Source organism: Naasia sp. SYSU D00948 (assembly GCF_017916515.1).
Taxonomy (GTDB): domain Bacteria; phylum Actinomycetota; class Actinomycetes; order Actinomycetales; family Microbacteriaceae; genus Naasia.
Genome location: NZ_JAFMTA010000001.1, coordinates 1,584,615 through 1,608,156 on the forward strand (window position 1 = coordinate 1,584,615; position 23,542 = coordinate 1,608,156).

20 protein-coding genes, 2 tRNA genes and 1 other RNA gene are annotated in these 23,542 nt (G+C 71.5%); 15 read left to right on the forward strand and 8 right to left on the reverse strand.

What is annotated here, in order from left to right; genetic code table 11:
* On the reverse strand, window positions 1–972 hold the full coding sequence (locus tag J3P30_RS07505) for an acetylxylan esterase (protein WP_210480342.1): 972 nt from the start codon (window positions 970–972) through the stop codon (window positions 1–3).
* Between the two features lie 278 nt (window positions 973–1,250).
* On the opposite strand from J3P30_RS07505, the gene J3P30_RS07510 reads away from it, so the two are divergent.
* Window positions 1,251–2,480 (forward strand): multidrug effflux MFS transporter, encoded by a 1,230-nt coding sequence (locus J3P30_RS07510; protein ID WP_210480343.1) that lies wholly within the window; start codon window positions 1,251–1,253, stop codon window positions 2,478–2,480.
* A 13-nt stretch (window positions 2,481–2,493) separates the two neighbouring features.
* On the opposite strand, the gene J3P30_RS07515 is transcribed toward J3P30_RS07510, so the two are convergent.
* Together J3P30_RS07515 and J3P30_RS07520 are read right to left on the reverse strand one after the other, a co-directional pair.
* Window positions 2,494–3,690 (reverse strand): cation:proton antiporter, encoded by a 1,197-nt coding sequence (locus J3P30_RS07515; protein WP_210480344.1) that lies wholly within the window; start codon window positions 3,688–3,690, stop codon window positions 2,494–2,496.
* 5 nt (window positions 3,691–3,695) lie between these two features.
* Window positions 3,696–4,187: a cation:proton antiporter regulatory subunit gene (locus J3P30_RS07520; protein ID WP_307807435.1), complete on the reverse strand. Its 492-nt coding sequence runs from the start codon at window positions 4,185–4,187 to the stop codon at window positions 3,696–3,698.
* Between the two features lie 82 nt (window positions 4,188–4,269).
* Between J3P30_RS07520 and J3P30_RS07525 the strand changes: the two genes are divergently transcribed.
* A complete protein-coding gene (locus tag J3P30_RS07525; protein WP_210480348.1) occupies window positions 4,270–5,538 on the forward strand; it encodes a saccharopine dehydrogenase family protein in 1,269 nt (422 codons plus the stop codon).
* On the opposite strand, the gene J3P30_RS07530 is transcribed toward J3P30_RS07525, so the two are convergent.
* Both J3P30_RS07530 and J3P30_RS07535 read right to left on the reverse strand, forming a co-directional pair.
* Window positions 5,535–6,143 (reverse strand): hypothetical protein, encoded by a 609-nt coding sequence (locus J3P30_RS07530; RefSeq protein ID WP_210480349.1) that lies wholly within the window; start codon window positions 6,141–6,143, stop codon window positions 5,535–5,537. The two genes, J3P30_RS07525 and J3P30_RS07530, sit on opposite strands and share 4 nt — an antisense overlap.
* Before the next feature lie 166 nt (window positions 6,144–6,309).
* A tRNA-Ser gene (locus tag J3P30_RS07535) sits at window positions 6,310–6,394 on the reverse strand.
* Window positions 6,395–6,450: 56 nt separating this feature from the next.
* Between J3P30_RS07535 and ffs the strand changes: the two genes are divergently transcribed.
* The 5 genes from ffs (at window position 6,451) to J3P30_RS07560 (ending at window position 11,955) form a co-directional block, all read left to right on the forward strand.
* Window positions 6,451–6,547: signal recognition particle sRNA small type (ffs, locus tag J3P30_RS07540), an RNA gene on the forward strand.
* Window positions 6,548–6,695: 148 nt separating this feature from the next.
* Window positions 6,696–8,741 (forward strand): DNA polymerase III subunit gamma and tau, encoded by a 2,046-nt coding sequence (locus J3P30_RS07545; protein ID WP_210480351.1) that lies wholly within the window; start codon window positions 6,696–6,698, stop codon window positions 8,739–8,741.
* Window positions 8,742–8,744: 3 nt separating this feature from the next.
* Window positions 8,745–9,344 carry a recombination mediator RecR gene (recR, locus tag J3P30_RS07550; RefSeq protein ID WP_210480353.1) on the forward strand — a complete coding sequence of 200 codons (600 nt, stop codon included), beginning with the start codon at window positions 8,745–8,747 and terminating at the stop codon, window positions 9,342–9,344.
* 239 nt (window positions 9,345–9,583) lie between these two features.
* The gene (locus J3P30_RS07555; protein ID WP_210480354.1) at window positions 9,584–10,867 is read left to right on the forward strand and encodes an aspartate kinase; all 1,284 of its coding nucleotides are present in this window, start codon (window positions 9,584–9,586) and stop codon (window positions 10,865–10,867) included.
* Between the two features lie 20 nt (window positions 10,868–10,887).
* The gene (locus J3P30_RS07560; RefSeq protein ID WP_210480361.1) at window positions 10,888–11,955 is read left to right on the forward strand and encodes an aspartate-semialdehyde dehydrogenase; all 1,068 of its coding nucleotides are present in this window, start codon (window positions 10,888–10,890) and stop codon (window positions 11,953–11,955) included.
* 88 nt (window positions 11,956–12,043) lie between these two features.
* On the opposite strand, the gene J3P30_RS07565 is transcribed toward J3P30_RS07560, so the two are convergent.
* Complete coding sequence (locus J3P30_RS07565; protein WP_210480362.1) at window positions 12,044–12,685, reverse strand: MerR family transcriptional regulator; 642 nt, start codon at window positions 12,683–12,685, stop codon at window positions 12,044–12,046.
* Between the two features lie 54 nt (window positions 12,686–12,739).
* Between J3P30_RS07565 and J3P30_RS07570 the strand changes: the two genes are divergently transcribed.
* The 8 genes from J3P30_RS07570 (at window position 12,740) to J3P30_RS07605 (ending at window position 19,798) form a co-directional block, all read left to right on the forward strand.
* Window positions 12,740–13,156, forward strand: a complete 417-nt coding sequence (locus tag J3P30_RS07570; RefSeq protein WP_210480364.1) for a hypothetical protein — start codon at window positions 12,740–12,742, stop codon at window positions 13,154–13,156.
* Window positions 13,157–13,194: 38 nt separating this feature from the next.
* Complete coding sequence (locus J3P30_RS07575) at window positions 13,195–14,667, forward strand: malate:quinone oxidoreductase (RefSeq protein WP_210480366.1); 1,473 nt, start codon at window positions 13,195–13,197, stop codon at window positions 14,665–14,667.
* A 38-nt stretch (window positions 14,668–14,705) separates the two neighbouring features.
* The gene (locus tag J3P30_RS07580; protein WP_210480372.1) at window positions 14,706–15,740 is read left to right on the forward strand and encodes an Rv2578c family radical SAM protein; all 1,035 of its coding nucleotides are present in this window, start codon (window positions 14,706–14,708) and stop codon (window positions 15,738–15,740) included.
* A 150-nt stretch (window positions 15,741–15,890) separates the two neighbouring features.
* Complete coding sequence (locus tag J3P30_RS07585) at window positions 15,891–17,111, forward strand: sensor histidine kinase (RefSeq protein WP_210480374.1); 1,221 nt, start codon at window positions 15,891–15,893, stop codon at window positions 17,109–17,111.
* Window positions 17,108–18,253 carry a hypothetical protein gene (locus J3P30_RS07590; RefSeq protein ID WP_210480376.1) on the forward strand — a complete coding sequence of 382 codons (1,146 nt, stop codon included), beginning with the start codon at window positions 17,108–17,110 and terminating at the stop codon, window positions 18,251–18,253. The genes J3P30_RS07585 and J3P30_RS07590 overlap by 4 nt, the downstream gene beginning before the upstream one ends.
* Entirely contained in the window at window positions 18,240–18,989 is a 750-nt protein-coding gene (locus J3P30_RS07595; protein WP_210480378.1) for a response regulator transcription factor, read from the forward strand. The genes J3P30_RS07590 and J3P30_RS07595 overlap by 14 nt, the downstream gene beginning before the upstream one ends.
* Window positions 18,990–19,012: 23 nt before the next feature.
* The gene (locus J3P30_RS07600; protein WP_210480380.1) at window positions 19,013–19,678 is read left to right on the forward strand and encodes a thymidine kinase; all 666 of its coding nucleotides are present in this window, start codon (window positions 19,013–19,015) and stop codon (window positions 19,676–19,678) included.
* 46 nt (window positions 19,679–19,724) lie between these two features.
* Window positions 19,725–19,798: transfer RNA gene (locus J3P30_RS07605), tRNA-Pro, on the forward strand.
* Window positions 19,799–19,964: 166 nt separating this feature from the next.
* Here J3P30_RS07605 and J3P30_RS07610 read toward each other — a convergent pair.
* Together J3P30_RS07610 and J3P30_RS07615 are read right to left on the reverse strand one after the other, a co-directional pair.
* Entirely contained in the window at window positions 19,965–20,888 is a 924-nt protein-coding gene (locus J3P30_RS07610) for a metallophosphoesterase (RefSeq protein ID WP_210480382.1), read from the reverse strand.
* On the reverse strand, window positions 20,879–23,491 hold the full coding sequence (locus tag J3P30_RS07615; RefSeq protein WP_210480384.1) for a transglycosylase domain-containing protein: 2,613 nt from the start codon (window positions 23,489–23,491) through the stop codon (window positions 20,879–20,881). Before J3P30_RS07615 ends, J3P30_RS07610 begins: the two co-directional genes overlap by 10 nt.
* Window positions 23,492–23,542 lie beyond the last annotated feature (51 nt).

Here is a 23,542-nt window from a genome sequence, read left to right on the forward strand (position 1 = left end):
TCAGCTGAGGCGCGCAGGCAGCCACTCCGCCTGGCGGACCCACTGGTGGAGCTGGCCGCCCTCGTGGCCGTTGTAGGGGTAGACGGCCATCTCGCGGTCCTCGTGCGCGTAGTGGTTGAAGGCGGCGTACACGGTGGAAGGGAGCACGATCGGGTCCATGAGAGCGACGGAGAACAGTGACGGCACCGTCGCCCGCCGGGCGAAGTTCACCGTGTCGAAGTAGGACAGCGTTCCGAAGACGATGTCCTCGACGTCGCGGTGCGTCGCCAGGTACCGCGTGATCTCGGTGAAGGGGCGCTCGGGCGTCACCTGCACCGCCCGGCGGAAGTGCGCGAGGAACGGGACGTCGGGCATCGCCGCCCGCACCAGGTCCGGGACGAGGCCGGCGACCGCGATCGAGATGCCGCCGCCCTGGCTGACCCCCGTCACCGCCACGCGGTCCGGGTCGACGAAGTCGAACCCGCGCACCGCGTCGACCAGGCGGACGGCATCCGTGAAGACCCGCCGGTAGTAGTACGTCTCCGGGCTCTCGATGCCCCTCGTCATGAAGCCCTCGACGGCCGGGCCGGCGCCGTACGGGTCCGGGGTGTCGCCCCCGGTGCCCCATCCGCTGCCCTGGCCGCGGGTGTCCATGAGCACGTGCACGTAGCCGCTCACCGGCCAGTTCAGGCGCTCGCCGACGAGACCCCGGCCGCCGTTGTAGCCGACGTACTCGATCACGGCCGGCAGCGGACGGTCGCTGCGCGGGCGGACGATCCAGCCCCGGATCGGCTCGCCCGCGAAGCCCGGAAACTCGAGGTCCTCGACGATGAGCTCCGAGATGGGCGTGGCGGCCGGCCGCCGGGTCGCCTCGCCACCTACCGCGCGCGCCTCGCTCAGGGTGCGCTCCCAGAACGCGTCGAAGTCGGTGGGCTCCTCGACGTCCGGCTGGTAGGAGCGCAGGACGTCGAGTGGCAGGTCGGTGAGCGGCACGGGGTCTCCAAGGACGAGGCGCGGGGGAAGAAAGCCTCTCCAGCATGCCCTGCCGCGTCCCGTGAGCGCGTACGCCCGAGGACGGCGCGCTCCGGCCCGCCGAGCTCGCCCGCGCGCACGTGCCGCCCTCATCGTCAAGGGGGCGTCCGACATTTGTCCTCGGGCGCCCCAATTGAGGTGGAATAGGAAGCGCCGCTAAGTAGTTCTCCTACACTGAAACCGATTTCAGGGTGCCGAGGGCGTCACCCGTCTGCCGTCTCTCCACTCGAAAGACCCGCGTGACTGCCGCCGCCTATCCAGGAAACGCCCTCTCCCGTCCCCAGCTCGCCGTCTTCGTCCTCGTGCTCGGCGCCCTCGTCGGCGTCGGTCCGTTCACGATCGACATGTACCTGCCGGCGTTCCCCGCCCTGACCCGTGACTTCGGGGTCGGCGAGGCCGCCATCCAGCTGACCCTCACCGGCACCCTGGTGGGCTTCGGGATCGGCCAGCTCATCGTCGGCCCGATCAGCGACCGGGTCGGACGCAAGGTGCCGCTGCTGGCCTCGACCACTCTGCACGTGGTGGCCTCCGTCGGCGCCGCCCTCGCCCAGGACGTCACGGTGCTCGCGATCTTCCGCGTGCTCCAGGGCATCGGCGCCGCGGGCGGCAGCGTCGTCGCCATGGCCATGGTGCGCGACCTCTTCGGCGGCCGGCCGCTCGTGCGGATGCTCTCCCGGCTCGCGCTCGTCACCTCGCTCGCGCCGATCCTCGCGCCCCTCATCGGCAGTCAGCTGCTCACGGTCGTCGACTGGCGCGGCGTGTTCATCGTCCTGGCCGGGTACGGCCTGTTCATGCTGATCGCCGGCGCGTTCACGCTGCCCGAGACGCTCGCGCCGTCCACCGAGCACGCCGAGGGGCACAGCACCGCACGCGAGCGCTACCGGTCGCTCTTCACCGACCGGATCTTCGTGGGGGTCGCGCTCGTCGGCGCCATGCAGTTCACGGGGCTGTTCGCCTACCTCTCCTCGTCGTCCTTCCTCTTCCAGGAGGTGTACGGCCTCGACCCGCAGCAGTACGGGATGCTCTTCGCGGTCAACTCGCTCGGCATCCTGCTCGGCAACCAGACGGCCGCCCGTCTGACCAAGGTCATGGGCCCGCAGTGGATCCTCGTGGGCACGACGGCGGTCCAGCTGCTGGCGTCGGGCTTCATCGTCCTCAGCGTCCTGCTCGGCTGGGGTCTCGTCGGGGTCCTCATCCCGCTCTTCTTCTTCATCACGGCGTGCGGCTTCGCGTTCCCCTGCATCCAGGTGACCGCGCTCGCCCACCACGGCAACGAGGCGGGCACTGCGGCGTCACTGCTCGGCGCGCTCAACTTCGGTGTCTCCGGGATCGTCTCGCCCGTGGTCGGCCTGCTCGGCATCGGGACCGCGATCCCCATGGGCTCCGTGATGGCCGTGACGGCGGTGCTGGCGATCCTCGCGCTCTGGCTGATCGCCCGGCCGCGCACCGTCCCCGCGCTGGAGGACTAGGCGGGCGTCCGGGTCACCCGGCGCGGGAGGCGGCGCGGATCGCGTCACCCCGCCGCCGGACGGCCGCTCGGAACCACGTGGCGTCCGGGACGCGCGCGAGGAGCGGACCGGCCACGACCGTGAGCAGGACGTACGCGGTCGCGAGCGGCGCGAGCTGAGGCTCGACGCCTGCGCTCACCGCCAGCCCCGCGATGACGATGGAGAACTCGCCGCGGGGAGTCAGGGTGAAGCCGCTGCGCCAGCGTCCCGGGATCCCCATGCCGGCGCGCTTGGCCGCCAGGTAGCCCGTGGCGACCTTCGTCCCGATGGTCACGATGGCGAGCGCCGCCGCGGGGAGGAGCACCGGCACGATGTCGGCGGGGTCCGTCGCGAGCCCGAAGAACACGAAGAAGATCGCGGCGAACACGTCCCGCAGGGGTGAGAGCAGCTCCTCGGCGCTGTGGGCCACCTGCCCGGAGATCGCGATGCCCACGAGGAAGGCGCCGACGGCGGCGGACACGTTGACCTGCTGCGCGAGGCCCGCGACGAGCATCGTCAGGCCGAGCACGCCGAGCAGCAGCGACTCCCGGTGCGCGACCGAGAACAGTCGCGAGACCATGCGGCCGTGCCGGAGGGCCACGTACAGGATCACCACCACGGCGGTGACGGCGATCACCAGCGCGAGCGCTCCCTCCGCCGGATCTGCGCCGAGGGCGAGCGCGGCGAGCACCGGGAGGTAGAACGCCATCGCGAGGTCCTCGATGACGAGTACGGAGAGGATCGTCGGGGTCTCCCGGTTGCCGAGTCGGCCGAGGTCCCGCAGCACTCCGGCGATCACGCCCGACGACGACACCCAGGTGACGCCGGCGAGCGCGATCGCGGCGATGGGGCCCCAGCCGAGGAGCAGTGCGAAGGCCGCCCCGGGCAGGGCGTTGAGCGCGGCATCCAGGAGCCCCGATATGCGGGCACGCGACAGGCTCTCGACGAGCTCGCCCGCCGTGTATTCCAGGCCGAGCATGAGCAGGAGCAGGATCACGCCGATCTCGCTGCCCGTCTCGAAGAACTCCTCGCTGGCGGACAGGGGGAGGGCTCCGCCGTGCCCGAAGGCCAGGCCGGCGAGCAGGAACAGCGGGATGGCCGAGATGCCGATCCGATTCGCGAACCGCGAGAGCAGTCCGAGCGCGAGCAGGAGAGCGCCCACCTCGATCAACAGGAGGGTGGACTGGCTCATCGCGCCTACCCGGCGCCGTGCGTGAGCAGCTTCGCGAGCGCGTCGAGGCCCGATCGCGTGCCGACCGCGATGAGCGTGTCGCCCGCCTGCAGCGGGCTGTCCGGCGTGGGGGAGGGGATGACCTCGGCCCCGCGGACGATGGCGACGATCGAGGTGTGGGTCCGCGTCCGTGCGCGCGTGTCCCCGAGGACTCCTCCCGCGTAGGGCGAGCCGGCGGGCAGCACGAGCTGCTCGGTGAAGAGTCCGCCGGCCTCGCGGATCCCGGTCAGCTGGCTCACCATCACCGACGCGCCCAGCACGTTCGCGAGGGCGGCCGCCTCGTCGTCGGTCAGCTCGATCGAGTCGCTCGCCGCATCCGGGTCGTCGATGTCGAACAGCGCCAGGTCCCGCTCGCCCGTCCGGTGGGCGACGACCCCGACGCGGCGGCCGCTCTCGGTCAGGACGTCGTGCCGGGTTCCGATTCCGGGCAGCTCGACCCGTTCGATGCGGACGCTCACGGCTCCGACGGTACCAGTCGCCCCTCTCCCCAGCCCGCCTGGGTCCGGGTGTGGACGTCCGCCCCGCCGGTAGCGTTCCCGCATGAGGACCCTCCTGGTCGGCGCGGGCGGCGTCGGCGACGCCATCGCCAAGATCGCGGCCCGGCGGTCCTTCTTCGACACCATGGTCGTCACCGACTACGACCTCGCCCGCGCGGAGCGCACCGTCGCCTGGATCACGGAGCGGCACGGCCCCGACGTCGCCCGCCGCTTCAGCGCCGACCGCATCGACGCGTCCGATCCGGTCGCCGTCGCCGAGGTCGCGCGCAGGCACGGCGCGACCCACGTCATGAACGCGGTCGAGCCCTCGTTCGTGCCCGCCGTCTTCGCGGGGGCGCTGGAGGCCGGTGCCGACTACCTCGACATGGCGATGAGCCTGTCGGAGCCGCATCCCACGGACCCGTACCGGCGCACCGGGGTCAAGCTCGGCGACCACCAGTTCGCGGCCGCCGCCGAGTGGGAGGCGCGGGGGCGGCTCGCGCTCGTCGGCATGGGAGTCGAGCCCGGTCTCAGCGACGTCTTCGCCCGCTACGCGCAGGACCACCTGTTCCGGGAGATCGACGAGCTCGGCACCCGCGACGGGGCGAACCTCGTGGTGCGGGACGAGAGCGGGAACGAGATCTTCGCGCCCTCGTTCAGCATCTGGACCACGATCGAGGAGTGCCTCAACCCGCCGGTGATCTGGGAGGCGGACCGGGGGTGGTACACGACGGAGCCCTTCAGCGAGCCCGAGGTGTTCCGGTTCCCGGCGGGCATCGGCGAGGTCGAGTGCGTCAATGTCGAGCACGAGGAGGTCCTCCTCATGCCGCGCTGGCTGTCCGCGAAGCGGGTCACGTTCAAGTACGGGCTGGGCGCGGAGTTCATCTCCGTGCTCAAGACCCTGCACACGCTGCACCTGGACTCGGTCACGCCGATCCGGGTCCGCTCCGCGACCGGTCCGGTCGAGGTGGCCCCCAGGGACGTCGTCGCGGCCGCCCTTCCGGATCCCGCCACGCTCGGGCCGCGCATGACCGGCGTGACCTGCGCGGGGCTCTGGGTGACGGGCACCGGGACCGACGGGCGGCGCCGCGAGGTGTACCTCTACCACGTGAGCGACAACGAGGTCACGATGCGCGACTACGGAAGCCAGTGCGTGGTGTGGCAGACGGCGCTGAACCCCGTGATCGCGCTGGAGCTGCTCGCCACCGGCGCGTGGCAGGGGACCGGCGTCCGCGGACCGGAGTCGTTCGATGCGGTGCCGTTCCTCGAGCTGATGGCGCGACCGGAGGACGAGGGCGGCTACGGACAGGAGTGGGGACTCGAGGAGCGCTAGATCAGCTGCTCGATCGCGACGAAGACGGGCGTGGCGACGGCCGTGCACAGTGCCGCGACGGCTGTGAACGTGAGGGCGGGATGGCGCTCGTGCCAGTAGAGGTTCGGCCCGTACCGCGCCCGGAGCTCGCGGCGGGTGATCGGGGCGGGCACCCGCTTCACCGGAACGTCGAACGCGTGCTCGACGGCGGTGAGCGCCTCTTCGGACCAGTACTGCCCGCGCATGCGGACCCGGGTCCTGCCCTCCCGGTCGAGGACGAACAGCTGCACGGACGAGTCGAGCGTGCTGCCGGCGAGCACGGGCACCACGAGGACCGACCCGATGTCGGCGCGCGGCGTCACGACCAGGCGGCCGAAGTAGCCGCGCTCCCGCACCTCGTGCTCGTCGATCTCGATGACCGCGTGCCGCACGCGGAGGGTGGCCGGGATGACCACGGCGAGCGTCACCGCGTGGATGGCGAGGACGAGCATCCAGTCGCCCGTCGGGATGGTCAGCCAGTAGAGCGCCAGGAACGGGGGCAGCACGGTCAGGCTGATGGCGGCCGTCGCCGTCGAGGCGAAGCGGCCCCACATGGGATGCACGACGAGGCGGGTGCCGTGCCTCATGTCGGTGCCTTCCCACGCGTCAGCGGGTGTGCGGCACAGGGTAGACCCGCGCGGTAGAGGGTGGGGCGGTCCGCGGAGGGTTGGGGAGAAGAGGGGGAGCGCAGGTCATCGGATCCGCCCGCGGCATGACAGAAGCGCCGCCCCTGGGGGCGGCGCTTCACGTCTGCGGAGGATGGGGGATTCGAACCCCCGAGGGCTTTCACCCAACACGCTTTCCAAGCGTGCGCCATAGGCCACTAGGCGAATCCTCCTGGCGGGAGCGAGCGTGCTCGCCGCACCGACTCCAGCAGTCTACCGGTAGACTGGCGGAGGCTCCTCGCGTGGCGCCATCCAGGCCAACTCCCCCAGGGCGGAAACGCAGCAAGGGTAACCGGGCTCTGGCGGGTGCGCGAGGGGTCCTTTCTCTTTTCCGGGCCGTTTCGAGCTGCGGGGAACGGCAACCGCAACGACGTTCGGCAGCCGTGCAACGCTGCCCTTCGTCGCCCCGGTTGCCGGTTCCACCGGTGCGGCGGGCCCGGCTCCGGTGTCACCCCCGGCAGTTACCCTTGTTCGGTGGTCACCGCCCTCTATCGCCGCTACCGTCCCGAGACGTTCGCGGAGCTGATCGGGCAGGCCCAGGTCACCGACCCGCTGCGCACCGCTCTGCGCACGAACCGCGTCCACCACGCCTACCTCTTCAGCGGTCCGCGGGGCTGCGGCAAGACCACGTCGGCGCGCATCCTGGCCCGCTGCCTGAACTGCGAGCAGGGCCCGACGGACACCCCGTGCGGCGTCTGCCCGAGCTGCGTGGAGCTGAGCCGCAACGGGGGCGGCTCGCTCGATGTGGTCGAGATCGACGCGGCGAGCCACAACGGCGTCGACGACGCCCGCGATCTGCGGGAGCGGGCCATCTTCGCGCCGGCCCGCGACCGGTTCAAGATCTTCATCCTCGACGAGGCGCACATGGTCACGCCTCAGGGCTTCAACGCCCTGCTCAAGATCGTCGAGGAGCCGCCGGAGCACGTGAAGTTCGTGTTCGCGACGACGGAGCCCGACAAGGTCATCGGGACGATCCGGTCGCGGACCCACCACTACCCGTTCCGGCTCGTGCCGCCCGCGCAGATGCTCGAGTACCTGCAGCAGCTGTGCGAGTCCGAGAACGTCAAGGTCGCGGCCGGCGTGCTTCCGCTCGTGGTGCGAGCCGGCGGCGGGTCCGTCCGCGACACACTGTCGCTGCTCGACCAGCTCATCGCCGGATCCGAGGGCGACAGCATCGACTACGAGCGGGCGGTCGCCCTCCTCGGCTACACGCACGGCGCCCTGCTCGACGAGGTCGTCGTCGCGCTCGGCACGCGGGACGGGGCGGCGGCGTTCGGCGCGGTGGACCGCGTGATCCAGACCGGGCAGGACCCGCGGCGCTTCGTCGAGGACCTGCTCGAGCGGCTCCGCGACCTCATCGTCGTCGCGGCGACGGGCGAGAACGCCGGCGCAGTGCTCCGCGGCGTCCCGGCCGAGCAGCTCGAGTCCTACCGGGTGCAGGCCGCCCACTTCGGCGCCGCCGAGCTGTCGCGTGCGGCCGACGTCATCAATGACGCCCTGACCGAGATGACGGGGGCGACCTCGCCGCGCCTCCACCTCGAGCTGATGATCGCCCGCGTGCTCGTCACGGCGAGCGACGGCAGCGCGAGCGGTGCGCTCGCCCGGGTCGAGCGGCTGGAGCGCCGCGTGGGGGTCGCCGCGACTGCGTCCGCTCCCGCCGCGTCGCAGGGTGCCCCGGTCGCTCCTGCCGCAGCGTCCCGGTCCGCCGCCGCTCCGGGTCCCGCGCCCGCCGTCGCGTCCGCGCCCGCGGTCGCGCCCGCCACCGCTGCGTCCGCGACGGGCGCTGGCTCCGCTCCTGTGGCTCCCGCGTCGGTGCCCGCCGCCGCAGCGTCCGCCCCGGCAGCGCCGGCACGGACCGAGCCCTCGACGCCCGAGCGTCCCGAACCCGCAGCGCGTCCCGCGGCATCGGCTCCCGTGAGCGAGCCGGGCTGGGAGGTCCGCGTCCCGGGCTCCGGCGCGTCCCGGTCCGCCCCCGCGCCCGCCGCCCAGGGCAACCCGGGCCAGTCCGGTCAGTCCGGGCCGGCGATTCGGCCCGGAACCGCCGAAGAGGCCCGGGATGCCGTGCCGGCCCCGGCGGCGTCCGCGGTCCCGCTCGACCTGCAGCGGGTCCGGGACTCCTGGCCGGAGATCCTCGAGGCGGTCAAGCGGATCAAGCTCAGTGCCTGGACGGTGGTCTACACCGCCCAGCCGCTGGCGCTGCGCGAGGACATCCTCACCCTCGGCTTCGTCAGCGAGAACGACGTCGCCGGCTTCCGGCAGCAGCAGGCCGCCGGCCAGGGCGTGAGCGAGATCCTGCGCCAGGCGATCCTCGACGTCCTCGGCACCCGCGTGAAATTCCTCGCGCGCGTGGACGCGCCCGACCTCCCGGCGGCGCCCGCTCGCGCGACGGCACCCGCCACGACGAGCCGGCCGTCCCCGGCCCGGAACGAGCCGCAGCGCTACGGGGAGGCCGTCGTGCGCGAGATCCTCGGCGCGAGCTTCATCGAGGAGACCTCGCTCCCGCCGCGGACGAGGGAGTAGCGCGTGTACGAGGGCATCGTCCAGGAGCTGATCGACGAGCTCGGCCGGCTCCCGGGCATCGGGCCGAAGTCGGCGCAGCGCATCGCGTTCCACATCGTCCAGACCCAGAACTTCGACGTGCAGCGCCTCGGCAAGCTGCTGCTCGAGGTGCGCGAGAAGGTCCGGTTCTGCGCGGACTGCGGAAACGTCGCGGACCAGGAGCGCTGCAACATCTGCCGCGACCCGCGCCGCAACCGCTCCCTGATCTGCGTGGTCGAGGAGGCGAAGGACGTCGTGGCGATCGAGCGCACCCGGGAGTTCCGCGGGCTGTACCACGTGCTCGGCGGAGCGATCAGCCCGATCGACGGCGTCGGGCCGGAGGACCTCCGCATCCGCGAGCTGCTCCAGCGCCTCGCAGACGGCAGCGTCGAGGAGGTCATCATCGCGACCGACCCCAACCTGGAGGGCGAGGCGACGGCGACCTACCTGTCCCGCCTGCTGCGCACGATGGAGATGCGGGTCAGCCGCCTCGCCTCGGGCCTCCCGGTCGGCGGAGACCTCGAGTACGCCGACGAGGTCACCCTGGGCCGGGCCTTCGAGGGCCGCCGCCTCGTCGAGCACTGATACCCCCGGACCGTCCGCCCGTCCGTCCCGAATCCGCCACTCTCGCTCAGCAGGAACACCGGGCATCCAGCAGGTGATTCGGCGCCGGATGTTCCTGCTGGACGCCGACTTCTCCTGCTGAGCGAGAGGACGAAGCGGCGGTTACGCCCCTCGGCGACCCCATGCCGGACCGGCCAGTAGAATCGTCGGCGGCCGTCGCGGGGGATCCCGATATCCGCGGCCGGATCCAGGAGTCGCGAGTGAGCTTGATCGTGCAGAAGTTCGGCGGATCGTCCGTCGCCGACGCCGAGAGCATCAAGCGCGTCGCCAAGCGCATCGTCGCCACTAAGAAGGCCGGCAACGACGTCGTCGTGGCCGTCTCCGCCATGGGGGACACGACCGACGACCTGCTCGACCTCGCGCACGAGGTCGCGCCCATCCCCGCGCCGCGCGAGCTCGACATGCTGCTCACGGCCGGCGAGCGGATCTCGATGGCCCTGCTCGCGATGGCGATCCGCAACCTCGGGCACGACGCCCGCTCCTTCACGGGCAGCCAGGCGGGCATGCTCACCGACGCCCGGCACGGTGCCGCCCGCATCGTCGACGTGACCCCCGGACGCGTCCGCGAGGCCCTCGACGACGGCGCGATCGCGATCGTCGCCGGCTTCCAGGGCTTCAATCGCGGCACCGGCGACATCACCACGCTCGGCCGCGGCGGCTCCGACACGACGGCCGTCGCCCTCGCCGCCGCCCTCGACGCCGACGTCTGCGAGATCTACACGGACGTCGACGGGATCTTCACCGCGGACCCGCGCGTGGTCCCGAAGGCGCGCAAGCTCGACCGCGTCACGAGCGAGGAGATGCTCGAGCTCGCGGCGTCCGGCGCCAAGGTCCTGTACATCCGCGCGGTGGAATACGCCCGCCGGCACGGCGTTACCCTGCACGTACGCTCGTCGTTCAACAACAACGCGGGCACCATCGTCTACAACCCGTCGAAGCCGGGACACGACGAGAACGGAGATCCAGTGGAAGAGCCGATCATCGCCGGGGTCGCTCACGACCTGAGCGAGGCGAAGATCACCGTCGTCGGCGTCCCCGACGTTCCCGGCAAGGCCGCCCAGATCTTCAACATCGTCGCCCGGTCGGGCGCGAACATCGACATGATCGTGCAGAACGTGTCCGCCGCCGCCACCGGGCTCACCGACATCTCGTTCACCCTCCCGAAGGCGGATGCGCAGGGCGTCCTCACCGCGCTGACGGTCGAGCGGGACGCCATCGGCTACCAGGCGCTCCAGCACGACGACCAGATCGGCAAGCTGTCGCTCGTGGGGGCGGGGATGCGGACGAACGCCGGGGTCTCGGCGCAGCTGTTCACCGCGCTCTACGACGCGGGCATCAACATCGAGATGATCTCCACCAGCGAGATCCGCATCTCCGTCGTCACGCGCGCGGACATGCTCAACGACGCCGTCCGGGCGGTGCACAGGGCGTTCGGCCTCGACGGTGAGTCGGAAGCCGTCGTCTACGCGGGCACCGGACGCTGACAGGAGGAGACGAGAAGGCCATGGCTGAGAGCAGGGGAGTGCGCGTCGGAGTCGTCGGCGCGACCGGTCAGGTGGGCGCCGTGATGCGCCGCCTGCTCGAGGAGCGGGAGTTCCCGATCGAGGAGATCCGCTTCTTCGCATCCGCCCGCTCCGCGGGCACCACGCTGCCCTGGCGCGGCCAGGACATCGTCGTCGAGGACGCCGCGACCGCGGACCCCACCGGCCTCGACATCGCGCTCTTCTCCGCGGGGGGCTCCACCTCGAAGACCCAGGCGCCGCGCTTCGCCGCCGCCGGCGTCATCGTCATCGACAACTCCTCGGCCTGGCGCATGGACCCCGAGGTCCCCCTCGTCGTCAGCGAGGTCAATACGCACGCCCTCGATCAGGCGGCGAAGGGCATCATCGCCAACCCCAACTGCACGACGATGGCCGCGATGCCGGTCCTCAAGGTCCTCGACGCGGAGGCCGGCCTCCGCCGGCTCGTCGTGAGCACCTACCAGGCGGTCTCGGGCGCCGGCCTCGCCGGCGTCGCCGAGCTCGTCGAGCAGGCCACCGCGGCCGTCGCCGACGACCCCGCCCGTCTCGTTCACGACGGCACCGCCGTCTCGTTCCCGCCTGCCGACAAGTTCCCGCGGACCATCGCGTTCGACGTCATCCCGTTCGCGGGGAACCTCGTGGACGACGGCCTCGGCGAGACCGACGAGGAGAAGAAGCTCCGCAACGAGAGCCGCAAGATCCTCGAGCTGCCCGATCTGCTCGTCAGCGGCACGTGCGTCCGCGTCCCGGTCTTCACGGGGCACTCCCTCTCGATCAACGCCGAGTTCGAGCGGCCGATCACGCCCGAGCGCGCTCGGGAGCTGCTCGACGGGGCGCCGGGTGTCGCGCTGTCGGAAATCCCCACCCCGCTCCAGGCGGCCGGAAGCGACCCGAGCTACGTCGGCCGGATCCGGCAGGACGAGGGGGCGCCGGAGGGCCGCGGACTCGCGCTGTTCATCAGCAACGACAACCTGCGCAAGGGCGCGGCTCTGAACGCCGTCCAGCTCGCCGAGCTCGTCGCGGAGCGGCTGCCGGTCGCCAGCACCAGCTGACCCCGGAGCACATTCGAAAGCCCTGGCGAGGCACCGAGCGTCGACCTGAGCCGGCGGCGTCGCCGCTCGCGCGGCCTGGCGCCCGCCCTCAACCGGCGGGCGGGCGCTCGCCGGGACGCTCGGCGGAACCTTCGAGAAGCCGGCGGGCGGCGTCCTGGTGGGCGATCCTGCGCAGCGCGAGCAGCACGGGCTCGTACAGCGCCGTCCCGAGCACCGCGTACTCGACGGCGCTGCCCGCTCCGTGCGGCATGGCCCTGATGTCGTACTCGGCGAGGGCGCCGATGGCGCGCCCGTAGGCGTCGAGCCGCTCGCCGGTGGGAGGAAGGCCTGCGGCCTCGGCCGCCGCGAGCGCGTGCTCGAGCTGCGCCGCGGCCGGGTAATCGGGATCCCACCGCATCCCCAGCCGTTCCACGGCCGCGCGAGCGCGGGGGAGGTCGTCCCCCTGCTCCCGGGGATACGGCGGCAGGGCGCCCACGGCCGTCCCGAGCGCCGCGAAGAGATCGTCGCCCGGAACGTCGATCACGGCGAGGACCTGCCGGATCTTCGCGAGAGGAAGACCCGCCACCTCGCTCAGGGCCCGGATCACGGCCACCCGGCGGACATGCTCCTCCGTGTAGTCCGCCTGCGTCGCGGCGGTCGACCGGCCCGCCGGCAGCAGCCCCTCCCGGAGGTAGTACTTGATGGTGGCGAGGGGAGTGCCGGTCCGCTGCACGAGCTCCGAGACGCGCACCCCGTTCCCCTTCTCCCTTGACTTCGGATAGTACAGGTATCCAATATAGATACCATGACTATCCAACCCGAGACGCAGGTCCTGATCGGCGTGCTCCTGCTCGCTCTCGTGACGGTCGAGTCGGGCGGGTACTTCATGACCCGCGTCGTCCGCCGCATGTTCCCGGCGAACGGGCTGCAGACGAGCTTCTTCCGTGCGGGCCACGCGCACGCGGGGGTGCTCCTCGTGCTCAGCATCGTGATCCTCTCCGTCCTCGACTCCGCGGACCTGCCGCTCGCGTGGGACCTCGTCGCCCGCAACGGGGTGCCGCTCGCGGCGATCCTCATGCCCGCCGGCTTCTTCCTCTCGGTGCTCGGCCGCGATCCGAAGCGCCCCAACCGCCTGATCCTGCTGCTCTGGATCGGCGCGGCGAGCCTGACGATCGGCCTGATCGCGGCGGGGATCGGTCTGCTGGTCGCTGGGCTCTCCTGAGGGCCGGAGCGCCCCCGGTGCCCCCGTAGGATGGAGGCATGGCATCGGCTGGGCCCGTCGACGTTGTGCTCATAGGCGGCGGGATCATGAGCGCGACTCTCGGCACCCTTCTCCAGCAGCTGGAGCCCTCCTGGTCGATCTCGCTGTACGAGCGGCTCGACGCGGTGGCGGAGGAGAGCAGCAACCCGTGGAACAACGCGGGCACCGGGCACGCGGCGTTCTGCGAGCTGAACTACACGCCGGAACGGCCCGACGGGCGCATCGACATCCGCAGCGCGATCAAGGTGAACGAGCAGTTCCAGATCTCGCGGCAGTTCTGGTCGCATCTCGTCGACTCCGCGCTGGTGCCCGAGGCGTCCGCCTTCGTCAACTCGGTTCCGCACATGACCTTCGTCCGCGGGGCGGAGAACGTCCGCTACCTGCGGGCGCGCCACGAGCTGCTCAAGGATCACCCGCTGTTCGCCGGCCTGGAGTACTCCGAGGATCCGCGCGTCATCCACCGGTGGGCCCCGCTGCTCATCGAGGGCCGGCGCAAGGACGAGCCGGTGGCCGCGACCCGCATCGAGGCGGGGACGGACGTCGACTTCGGAGCGCTCACGCGCGTGCTGATCGACCGGATGGTCGAGAACGGCGCGGAGCTCCACCTCAAGTCCGAGGTGAAGGGCCTGCGCAAGGACGCCGACGGGCTCTGGCGGGTCCGGGTGGGCGGGCCCGGGGGCTCGCAGGAGGTCTCCGCCCGCTTCGTGTTCGTGGGCGCCGGCGGCTGGGCGCTCAAGCTCCTGCAGAAGTCGCGGATCCCCGAGGCCCGCGGGTACGGCGTCTTCCCCATCAGCGGCCAGTTCCTGCGCACCGACAACCCCGAGGTCGTGCGGCGCCACCAGGCGAAGGTGTACGGCAAGGCGTCCGTCGGCGCGCCGCCGATGTCGGTGCCGCACCTCGACACGCGGATCGTGGACGGCCAGGCGTCCCTGATGTTCGGCCCCTATGCGGGCTTCAGTCCGAAGTTCCTGAAGAAGGGGTCCCTGCTCGACCTCTTCCTGTCCGTCAAGCCGCACAACCTGATCCCGATGCTGGCCGTGGCGAAGGACAACATCAACCTCGTGCGCTACCTGATCGGGGAGGTGCTCGCGACCCGGGGCAAGAAGTTCGCCAGCCTGCGCGAGTTCTACCCGAGGGCGAAGCGATCGGACTGGCGGCTCATCGTGGCCGGCCAGCGGGCCCAGGTGATCAAGCCCGACAAGCGGAAGGGTGGGGTGCTGCAGTTCGGCACCGAGGTCATCGCCGCGGCCGACGGCACCATCGCCGGCCTGCTGGGTGCGTCTCCTGGCGCCTCGACGGCGGCTCCGATCATGTTCGACCTGCTCAAGCGCTGCTTCCCGGACCGGGTCTCGACATGGGAGCCGCGCCTTCGGAAGATCGTCCCGACGTACGGCACGCTCCTGTCGAAGGCGCCCGAGCGGGCCGAGGAGGTCCTCGAGGAGACCGCGCGCGTCCTGCGCCTCACCGCCTGAGACTTGACCGGTCTTCGAACATGTGTTCGAATACCGGCATGAGGTGGAGCGCACAGGAGCTGGGCGTGGATCAGGTGGATGCCCTGCCCGGGCTCGCGCGCCTGAACAACCTCGTCCGCTCGGTGCGCACGCCCGAGTTCGCCGGCGTCACCTTCCACGAGGTGCTCGCCAAGAGCGCGCTCAACAAGGTGCCGGGGCCTGAGCGCTTCGGCTTCGGCTGGACCATCAACCCGTACCGCGGCTGCAGCCATGCCTGCACCTACTGCTTCGCGCGACCGACCCACGAGTACCTCGAGCTGAACGCGGGCGAGGACTTCGACCGGCAGATCATCGTGAAGATCAACGTCGCCGAGGTGCTGCGGAAGGAGCTCGCCTCGCCGCGCTGGGCCCGGAAGCCGGTCGCGCTGGGCACGAACACGGATCCGTACCAGCGCGCGGAGGGACGCTACCGCCTGATGCCGGAGATCCTCACCGCGCTCGCCGACTCCGGCACGCCGATCTCGATCCTCACGAAGGGCACCCTCCTCCGGCGCGACCTCGACCTGCTCGCCGACCTGTCGCAGCGCGTGCCCGTCGACCTCGCGATGTCGATCGCCGTGTACGACGACGAGCTGCAGCAGTCGGTCGAGCCGGGAACGCCCACGACTGCGGCCCGGCTCGCCACCGTCGCGGCGGCCCGGGAGCGGGGACTGCCGTGCAGCGTCTTCGTGATGCCGGTGCTGCCGTATCTCACCGACACCACGTCGCATCTCGACCGCGCCTTCTCCCAGATCGCGGAGGCCGACGCGACGTCCGTTCTGCACACGGCGCTCTACCTCAAGCCCGGGACCAAGGAGTGGTTCCTGGCCTGGCTCGACCGCGAGCGGCCCGACCTGTCGCCCCGATACCGCCGGCTGTACGCCAAGGGCGCGTACGCTCCCGCCGAATACCGCACCTGGCTCGCGCAGCGGATCACCCCGCTACTGCGGAAGCACGGGCTGCGAACGGGGCGCACGGATCCGGCCACGGGGGCGGTGCTCTCGAGCGCTGCGGCCGCCCAGTCGGCCCCGTCCCCGGTGCCGACCCTCTTCTAGCTGTACCCCGTTGTGGGCTGAATGCGGGCGCGTCCCTCGACATCGGGGTACAAAACGCTCGGCCCACTGCCATAATCGGAGGCGGCGGCTCCCCGTCGCCGCCGTCGCCAGCGCCATCAGGGACGGCCCGCCGACACCCCGTGAGGTTCCGTGTCCCTCGGTCTGCCCGGCCACCTCGCTCCCCGCGCGGTGAGCGCCGGCCTCGCCCGTGCGTCGCACGTGATCGCCGGTGTCTGCCTCCTGGCGGCATTCGCGGCGACGCTGTCGCAGCAGGTGGCGGCGCCGTCGAGGGTGATCTGGCCGGCCGCGCTCGTGCTGCTGCCGATCCTCGCGCTGCTCGTCGCGGTCGACCGCAACCGATCGCTCCTCCGCGTCTGCGCCTACCTCGTCGTCGGTGCGGCGCTCAGCTACCTGTACGCCTCCATCCTGCTCGTCCAGGTCCCGATCATCACGACCTCCGGCTCGTGGGTGTTCACGCTGCTGAAGGTCTCGCTCGTCATGGTCGGCGCCGTCGGGGCACGCACCGCGGGCGCTGTCGTCCCGCCCGCCGCCGGGTGGGTGCTCGCGGAGGCGTCGATCGGGCTCGCGGCGCTCGGCACCGGCAAGCCGGTCGTGCTCGACGTCACGGCGGGCCTCGCCGTGGCCCTCGTCGTCATCGCCGCGGTCGGGATGGCGATGACCCGGCCGCGGGCGAGGAGCGTTCAGCCCGCGCTGCACCGGGCCGCCCGTGACGAGCACCTCGCGGCGCTCCGGTCGGCTGCCGAGGCGCGGGCCGCCGCCCTGCTGCACGACACCGTCCTGAGCGACCTGGCGGCCATCGCCGCCTCGGAGGGGCCCCTCCGCCCCGCCCTCGCCGATCAGCTCCGGCGCGACCTGGAGATGATCATCGGGCAGGACTGGTCCGAGTCGGTCCCCCACGGCGCCGTCGGCTCGGGCGAGTGGGCGGGAAGCAGCATCGCTCGCTCGGTGGAGGAGGGCCGGGCCCTCGGGCTCGACGTCACGGTGTCGGGTGATCCCGCCTCGGTGAGCACCCTGTCCGCGGCGGCGGACGAGACCGTCGGGCTGGCCGTCCGCCAGCTGCTCGTCAACGTCCACCGGCACGCCGGGGTGGATTCGGCGGAGGTCGTCGTCTACCCGGGTGCCGGGATGGTGTCCGTGATGGTGATCGACGCCGGGCGCGGCTTCGATGAGCGGGAGACCGGCAGGGACCGCTTCGGCCTGCGGACCTCGGTGCGGTCGCGGGTGGAGAGCATCGGGGGCCGGGTGCAGGTGTGGTCGGCACCGGGCCGCGGGACGTCCGTGCTCCTCCAGGTGCCGCAGGCGTCCGCCGCCCGCCAGGATCTCGTGGTGGGGACGGGGGACGCCGCATGACCGGCCGCGAGAGCACGCTCCAGTCCCTCGATCCGCTCGGCGCGCTCGCGGGCCGCCCGCTGACGGTGCTGGCGGGCGCAGCGGCGTCCGTCCTCGCGATCGTCCTCACGCTCTCCCACGGGGAGCAGGTCGGGAGCCTGCCCGTGGCCCTGGCCGCGGTCGCCGTGGCCGTCCTCGCCTCCGCCGCCCTCGTCGTCGTGACCGCGCCCGTCCGGGCCCCGGTGACCCGCCGCGCCGCGGTCCTCGTCGTCGTGCTGGGCTTCGCCGCCCACGTCCTCTTCGCGGTCGCCACGTGGGGCCAGAACACGCTCGTCCGGGACGACTGGGGGCCGTTCGTGCTCGGCCTCCTGCTCCTCGCCCTGTGCCCGTACCGTCCGCCCCGCGAGGTCGTCATCCTCGCGATCGCCGTCGCAGTGCCCGTCGCCGTGGTGACGGTCGTGGAGACCCGGTTCTTCGTGACGGGAGCGCCGACCTCCATCTACGTGATCGTCGCGATCGTCCCGGTCCTCGCCCTCGCCTTCGCCGGCGCCGCCTTCGCTCGGGCGGTCGTGCTCCGCATCGAGCGCTGGCGGGAGCACGCGGAGAAGGCGTCGCTCGAGCACGCGGGGATGCAGGAGGAGGGCATCGTCCGGTCCGTGCAGCAGAGCCGCGTCAGCATCCTCAACCGGGACGTCGTCCCGCTGTTCACCGAGCTGCTCGACACAGGGCGCGTCACCGGCTCGAGCGCCGCTCGGGCCGCCGAGGTGTCGCGCGCGATCCGCGGCGTCATGGTGGCCGAGACGGAGCGGAGCTGGCTCGACGACGTGGTCGTGCCGTTCCACGCCGGGGCCTCCGTCGAGGCGCATCCGGTGCGTGACCCGGACCGGCTCGCCGAGCGGATGGACTTCGACCAGCGGGCCGCGGTGCGGGCGCTGGCGTCGGGCCTGCACGACCGCCTCGCGGCCCGCGACATCCGGATCGCCCTCGAGCGGACCGGGGACGCCTCCCGCGTTCTCCTGACCTGCTCCACCGACCTGGACGAGGCTGCCGTGCCGGCCTCCCTCGCCCCGTACCTGGCCGTCCTCCGCGTCGTGTTCGAGGACGTCGCTCTCGACACGTCCCGCCCCGACCTGACCCTGAGGTTCTCGTATGTCAGCAAGTGACCCGGTCGACCGCACGCCCACCGGCAGCATCCCGACGCTGATCGGCGGTGCGAAGGCGTACCGCGAGCAGGCGGGGCCGCCGCTCCTCGACGGTCCCGCTCCCGTCCGGCTCGCGATCCTCGACGACCACGAGGTGCTCCTCGACAGCCTCACCAGCTGGATCGGGGCGAACGCCCCGGATTTCGAGGTCGTGCTGAGCGCGAAGACCTGGCTCGAGCTCGTCCACAGCTCGAACTTCCCGACGCAGCTCGTCTTCCTCGACTTCCAGCTGAAGGAGCCCGTGTCGATCGAGGCCCGGGTCCGCACCTGCCGTGCGGCCGGGGCCAAGGTGATCGTCCTCAGCGGCGTCGACACGGCGGAGGTGCGCGATCGCGCGCTCGCCGCCGGAGCGGCCGCCTTCGTCTCGAAGTCCCAGCCCCTCCGCGAGGTGATGCAGGCCGCGCGCAGCATCATGGGTGTCGCTCTCAGCGACGACCTGCAGAAGGACTGGCGGCCGCTGCCGATCGGCGCGAGCAACACCAACCGGCCGAAGCTCAGCCTCGGTGAGGCGGAGGCCCTGAAGCTGTACGTCGCCGGCCACTCGACGAGCGAGGTGGCCTCCCTCATGAACGTGCAGTACGAGACCGCGAAGACGTACTTGCGCCGCGTGCGCGAGAAGTACGCTAAAGCGAACCGCCCCGCGAGCCGGAAGGCCGACCTCATCCGTCGCGCCGCCGAGGACGGCTATCTGCAGTAGGCGGCCGACGAAACGGATCCTCCTTGGCGAAGCTCTACTTCCGGTACGGCGCCATGAACAGCGGCAAGAGCACGGCTCTGCTGCAGGCGGCTCACAACTACGAGGAGCGGGGACAGCACGTCCTGCTGGCGAAGCCGCTCGTCGATCGGAAGGGCGACCGGGAGATCGTGTCCCGCCTCGGGGTGAGCCGCACGGCCGACTTCACGATCGGTCCGGACGAGGACGTGATCGGCCTGTTCCACCGCGAGCGTGACGAGATCCGGCTGCGCACGGGCGCCGATGTCGCGTGCCTGCTCGTCGACGAGGCGCAGTTCCTCACCGGCAGCCAGGTGGACGACCTGCTGCGGATCTCGATCCTCGAGGACACGCCTGTCCTCGCGTACGGCATCCGCACCGATTTCCAGACCGTGGCGTTCCCCGGCAGCCGGCGCCTCCTCGAGATCGCGCACAGCATCGAGGAGCTCAAGACGATCTGCCGCTGCGGGCGCAAGGCCGTGTTCAACGCGCGCCGCGTGGGGGACCGGTACGTGTTCGACGGCGACCAGGTCGCGATCGACACGTTCGAGGACGTGACCTACGAGTCGCTGTGCGGCGAGTGCTACCTGCGCGAGAGCGAGGGGCTGCTCGCCCGGCCGCGCACGGCGTCCGCGTTCAGCTACTCGTCCGCCCCCGACCCGGACTTCACGTAAGGAAGCGGTCCGGGGATCGGGTATCCTCGTACGGGCGCTAGTCCGCCGGGGTATGGCGCAGCTTGGTAGCGCGCTTCGTTCGGGACGAAGAGGCCGTGGGTTCAAATCCCGCTACCCCGACACCAGAAGGCCGGTCCGGTATCACCGGGCCGGCCTTCAGTGCGTCCAGGGCACCCCTCCTCGAGCGGAAGCGCTCCGCGCCGGTTCAGGGGCGGCGGGCAAGCGCCGCCAGGGGCGCCGGCCGCCCTCCGAGCGAGCGGAAGCGTGGCGTCGCGGGTCTGCCGCCTCAGGGAGCGGTCAGCGTGACCAGCGTCGCCTCGGGCGGGCACGCGAAGCGCACCGGCGCGTAGATCGAGGTGCCGAGGCCCGCGGACACGTGCAGCCAGGACGCACGGCTGCCGGAGCGCCAGCGGCTGAGGCCCTTCACCTGCCTGCGGGGCAGGTCGCAGTTGGTGACGAGTGCGCCGAAGAACGGCACGCAGACCTGGCCGCCGTGCGTGTGACCGGCGAAGATCACCTCCGCGCCCCGGCGGGTGAAGGAGTCGAGGATGCGCCGGTAGGGCGCGTGGGTGACCCCGATGCGCAGCGCGGCCGGCTCCTCCCGAGCCTCGTCGAGCTCGTCCATGGCGGCCGACACCTCGTCCAGGCGGTCGAACTGCCGGTGCGGGTCGTCCACCCCGAAGAAGTCGATCGGCAGACCGCGCAGCACGAGCCCGGCCGCGGTGTTGTCGAGGTCGGTCCAGCCGAGGTCGTCCCTCAGGTAGCGGGACAGCGCCTCGAGGTCGAGACGGCGGGGGTTCCGCGGCTCCGTGGACGCACCGCGGAAGTAGCGCAGCGGGTTCTTCGGCTGCGGCCCGTAGTAGTCGTTGGAGCCCCAGACGAAGACGCCCGGCACCCCGGCGAACGGCGCGTACGCCTCGCGGATGCCCTCGATGCCCCGCTCATGCCCGAGGTTGTCCCCCGTGTCGACCACCAGGTCCGGCTTCAGGGACGCCAGCGAGCGGACCCACTCCTGCTTCGCCTTCTGCCAAGGCGCCATGTGCAGGTCCGAGAGGTGCAGCACGCGGATGGGATCCGCGCCCGCGGGCAGGACCGGGACGGTCACCCGCCGGAGCGTGAACCGGCGCCGCTCCACAAGGGATCCCCAGGCGAACGCGCCGGCGGCGGCGACCGCACCGGCCGCCGCCGCCGTCCGCAGGATCACGCGCACATCTGGGGGTCGAGCACCTGCTGCCCGTTGGCGTTCACGGCCCCGGCGACGAACACCGTGATGGGGGTGTCCGTGGGGGTCGTGGTGCCCGCGCCGGGATCGGTCGCGGTGACGGTGCAGGCCTGGCGTCCGCCCGGATCGTCCGCCCACTGGAACTCGATCTCCGTGAACCCGGCCCGCTGAAGCTGGTTGCCCGCGGCGATCGCCCGCTGGCCCACGACGTCCGGGACCCGGGCGTCGGTGACCTCCTCCTCGGACTCCTCGTCCTCCTGCTGGCTGCCGTCGCTCGTGAAGACGGTGACGGTCGAGCCGCGCGGAGCGCCGCTGCCACCCGCCGGGTCCGACCCGATGACGGTGCCCGCGGGGAGCGACGAGCTCTGGGGGCCGCCGTCGGCGAACTCGAAGCCCGCGTCCTCGAGCGTCGACTGCGCCTCCTCGAGGCTCATGCCGGCGACGTCCGGCACCGTGACATTCACGCCGCGCAGGAACCGGCTCTCCGGCGTCGGGAAGTCCTCGCCGCCGTACCGCTCGTCGACCGCGGCCATGATCGGCTTCCAGATGCGGTGACGTGCGGTGGCCGCGTTGCCGCTGTCCAGCGAGATGCGCCGCAGGTTCGCGTCGCCGGTCGCCTGGCCCACCAGCACCGACAGCCCCATCTTCGTGCTCGCGCCGGTGGTCCAGGTCTGCGTGGCGCTGTTGGTCGTGCCCGTCTTCGCGATGTGCTCGGTGCCGTTGTAGGGGTTCGAGGCGGTGGCGCTTCCCTCGGTGATGACCGACTTGAGCGCGTGCGCCGCCGCGACCGCGACCTCGGGCTCGATGCCCTGGCGGCACTCGGAGACCGGGATCTGGGCGTCCGTCCCGTCCGGCTTCACCATCCGCTCGATCGCGATCGGAGAGCACACCATGCCGTCGTTCGCGATGCCGGCGTACGCCGTCGCCATCGTGAGCGGCGACACGCTGTTGGTGCCGAGGATGTCGGAAGGGAAGTTGTTGAGCTTGCCGCCGCCCGCGGGGTGGACCATGAGGTCCTCGGCCGCCTTGCGGATGTCGCACTGGTCGAGCTGCTGGCCCATCGACATGAAGGCGCCGTTGATCGAGTGCGCGGTGGACTGCAGGACGCTGCGCCGGCCCGACTCGTTCTGGTCGTTCTCGATGTACTCGGTCCCGCCGAACGAGTTGTCGCAGGCCTTGAACGTGGACAGGTCGTACTCCCGCTCCGAGACGTTCAGCATCTCGCCGAGCGTGTGACCGGCCCGGAGCCAGGCGATCAGCGTGAAGACCTTGTAGGTCGACGCGGCCTGGAAGCCCTGGGAACCGCCGTAGCTCGTGTCCGAGCTGTAGTTGATGGCGGAGAAGTTCGGACCCAGCTCGGCGGCGTTGCCGCTGTCGTTGAAGTCCTTGTTCTGGGCCATCACCTTGATCTTGCCGGTGCCGGCCTCGACCGCCGTCGCCGCGGACGCGATGTCCACGTCCTCCATCGACTTCGGCACGTTCTCGTCGATGGCCGCCTGCGCGGTGTCCTGCAGGTCGAGGTCCAGCGTGGTGTACACGTCGAACCCGCCGCGGATGAAGTTGCTGTAGCGCTCCTCGGCGGTCTCACCGAACACCGGGTCGTTGCGGATCACGTTGACGACGTAGTCGCAGAAGAAGCCCGCGTTGCCCGCCATGGTGCAGCCAGATGCTGCCGGCTGGATGTTCGGCTCGATCGGGGTCGCGAGCGCGACGTCGTATTCCTCCTGGGTGATCATCTGCTCTTCGAGCATCTTCGCCAGGATGTAGTCGCGCCGGACCTTGTTCGCGGCGTACCCGTTGGCTGCGCCGTTCTCGGGGTTGTCCGGCTTGTCGAGACGGAACTTCTCGGGGTTGTTGACGATCGCAAGGAGGCTCGCCGCCTGCGGGACCGTCAGGTCGGACGCGTTGACGCCGTAGTAGTACTGCGATGCCGCCTGGATGCCGTACACCCGGCCGCCGAACAGCGCGATGTTGAGGTAGCCGAGGAGGATCTCGTCCTTCGAGTAGACCTTCTCGAGGCCGATCGCGAGCCGCATCTCCTTGAGCTTGCGGTCGACGCTGACCTTCGTCGCCTCCTCGTACGCGGCGTCGCGCTCCGCCTCGGTCGCGAGCCCCGTCGCCTGCGCCACGAGCATGTTCTTCACGTACTGCTGCGTGATGGTCGACGCGCCCTGCACGTCGCTGCCGAGCACGTTCGACACCGCCGCGCGGATCACGCCGATCGGGTCGACCCCGCCGTGCTCGTAGAACCGCGGGTCCTCGCCGGCGAGCGCGGCCTCCTTCGCGTACTCCGAGACCTGGTCCCAGCCGACGTTCACGCGGTTCTCGGCGTAGAAGGACGCGATGGGGACGTTCTGGTCGGTGCCGTCGACGGTCCGATGCGCATAGATGGTCGTGCGCTCGGGCAGGTTGCCGATCTTCAGGTAGCTCGGGAGGTTCTCGAACATCCCGATCGTGTTGTTGGCGGCGAGTCCGGTGAGCGCGATGGCGGGCGTGACGGCGACAGTCGCGAGAAGACCCGCGAGAGCACTGATCCCCACGAAGCTCAGAACTGCGCCCAGGCGGCCACTCGGCCGTTTGAGGGCAGACATAGGATCAAGGGTACGGGAGCCCACCCGGGAAACCGGGGATCTGTTCGCGAG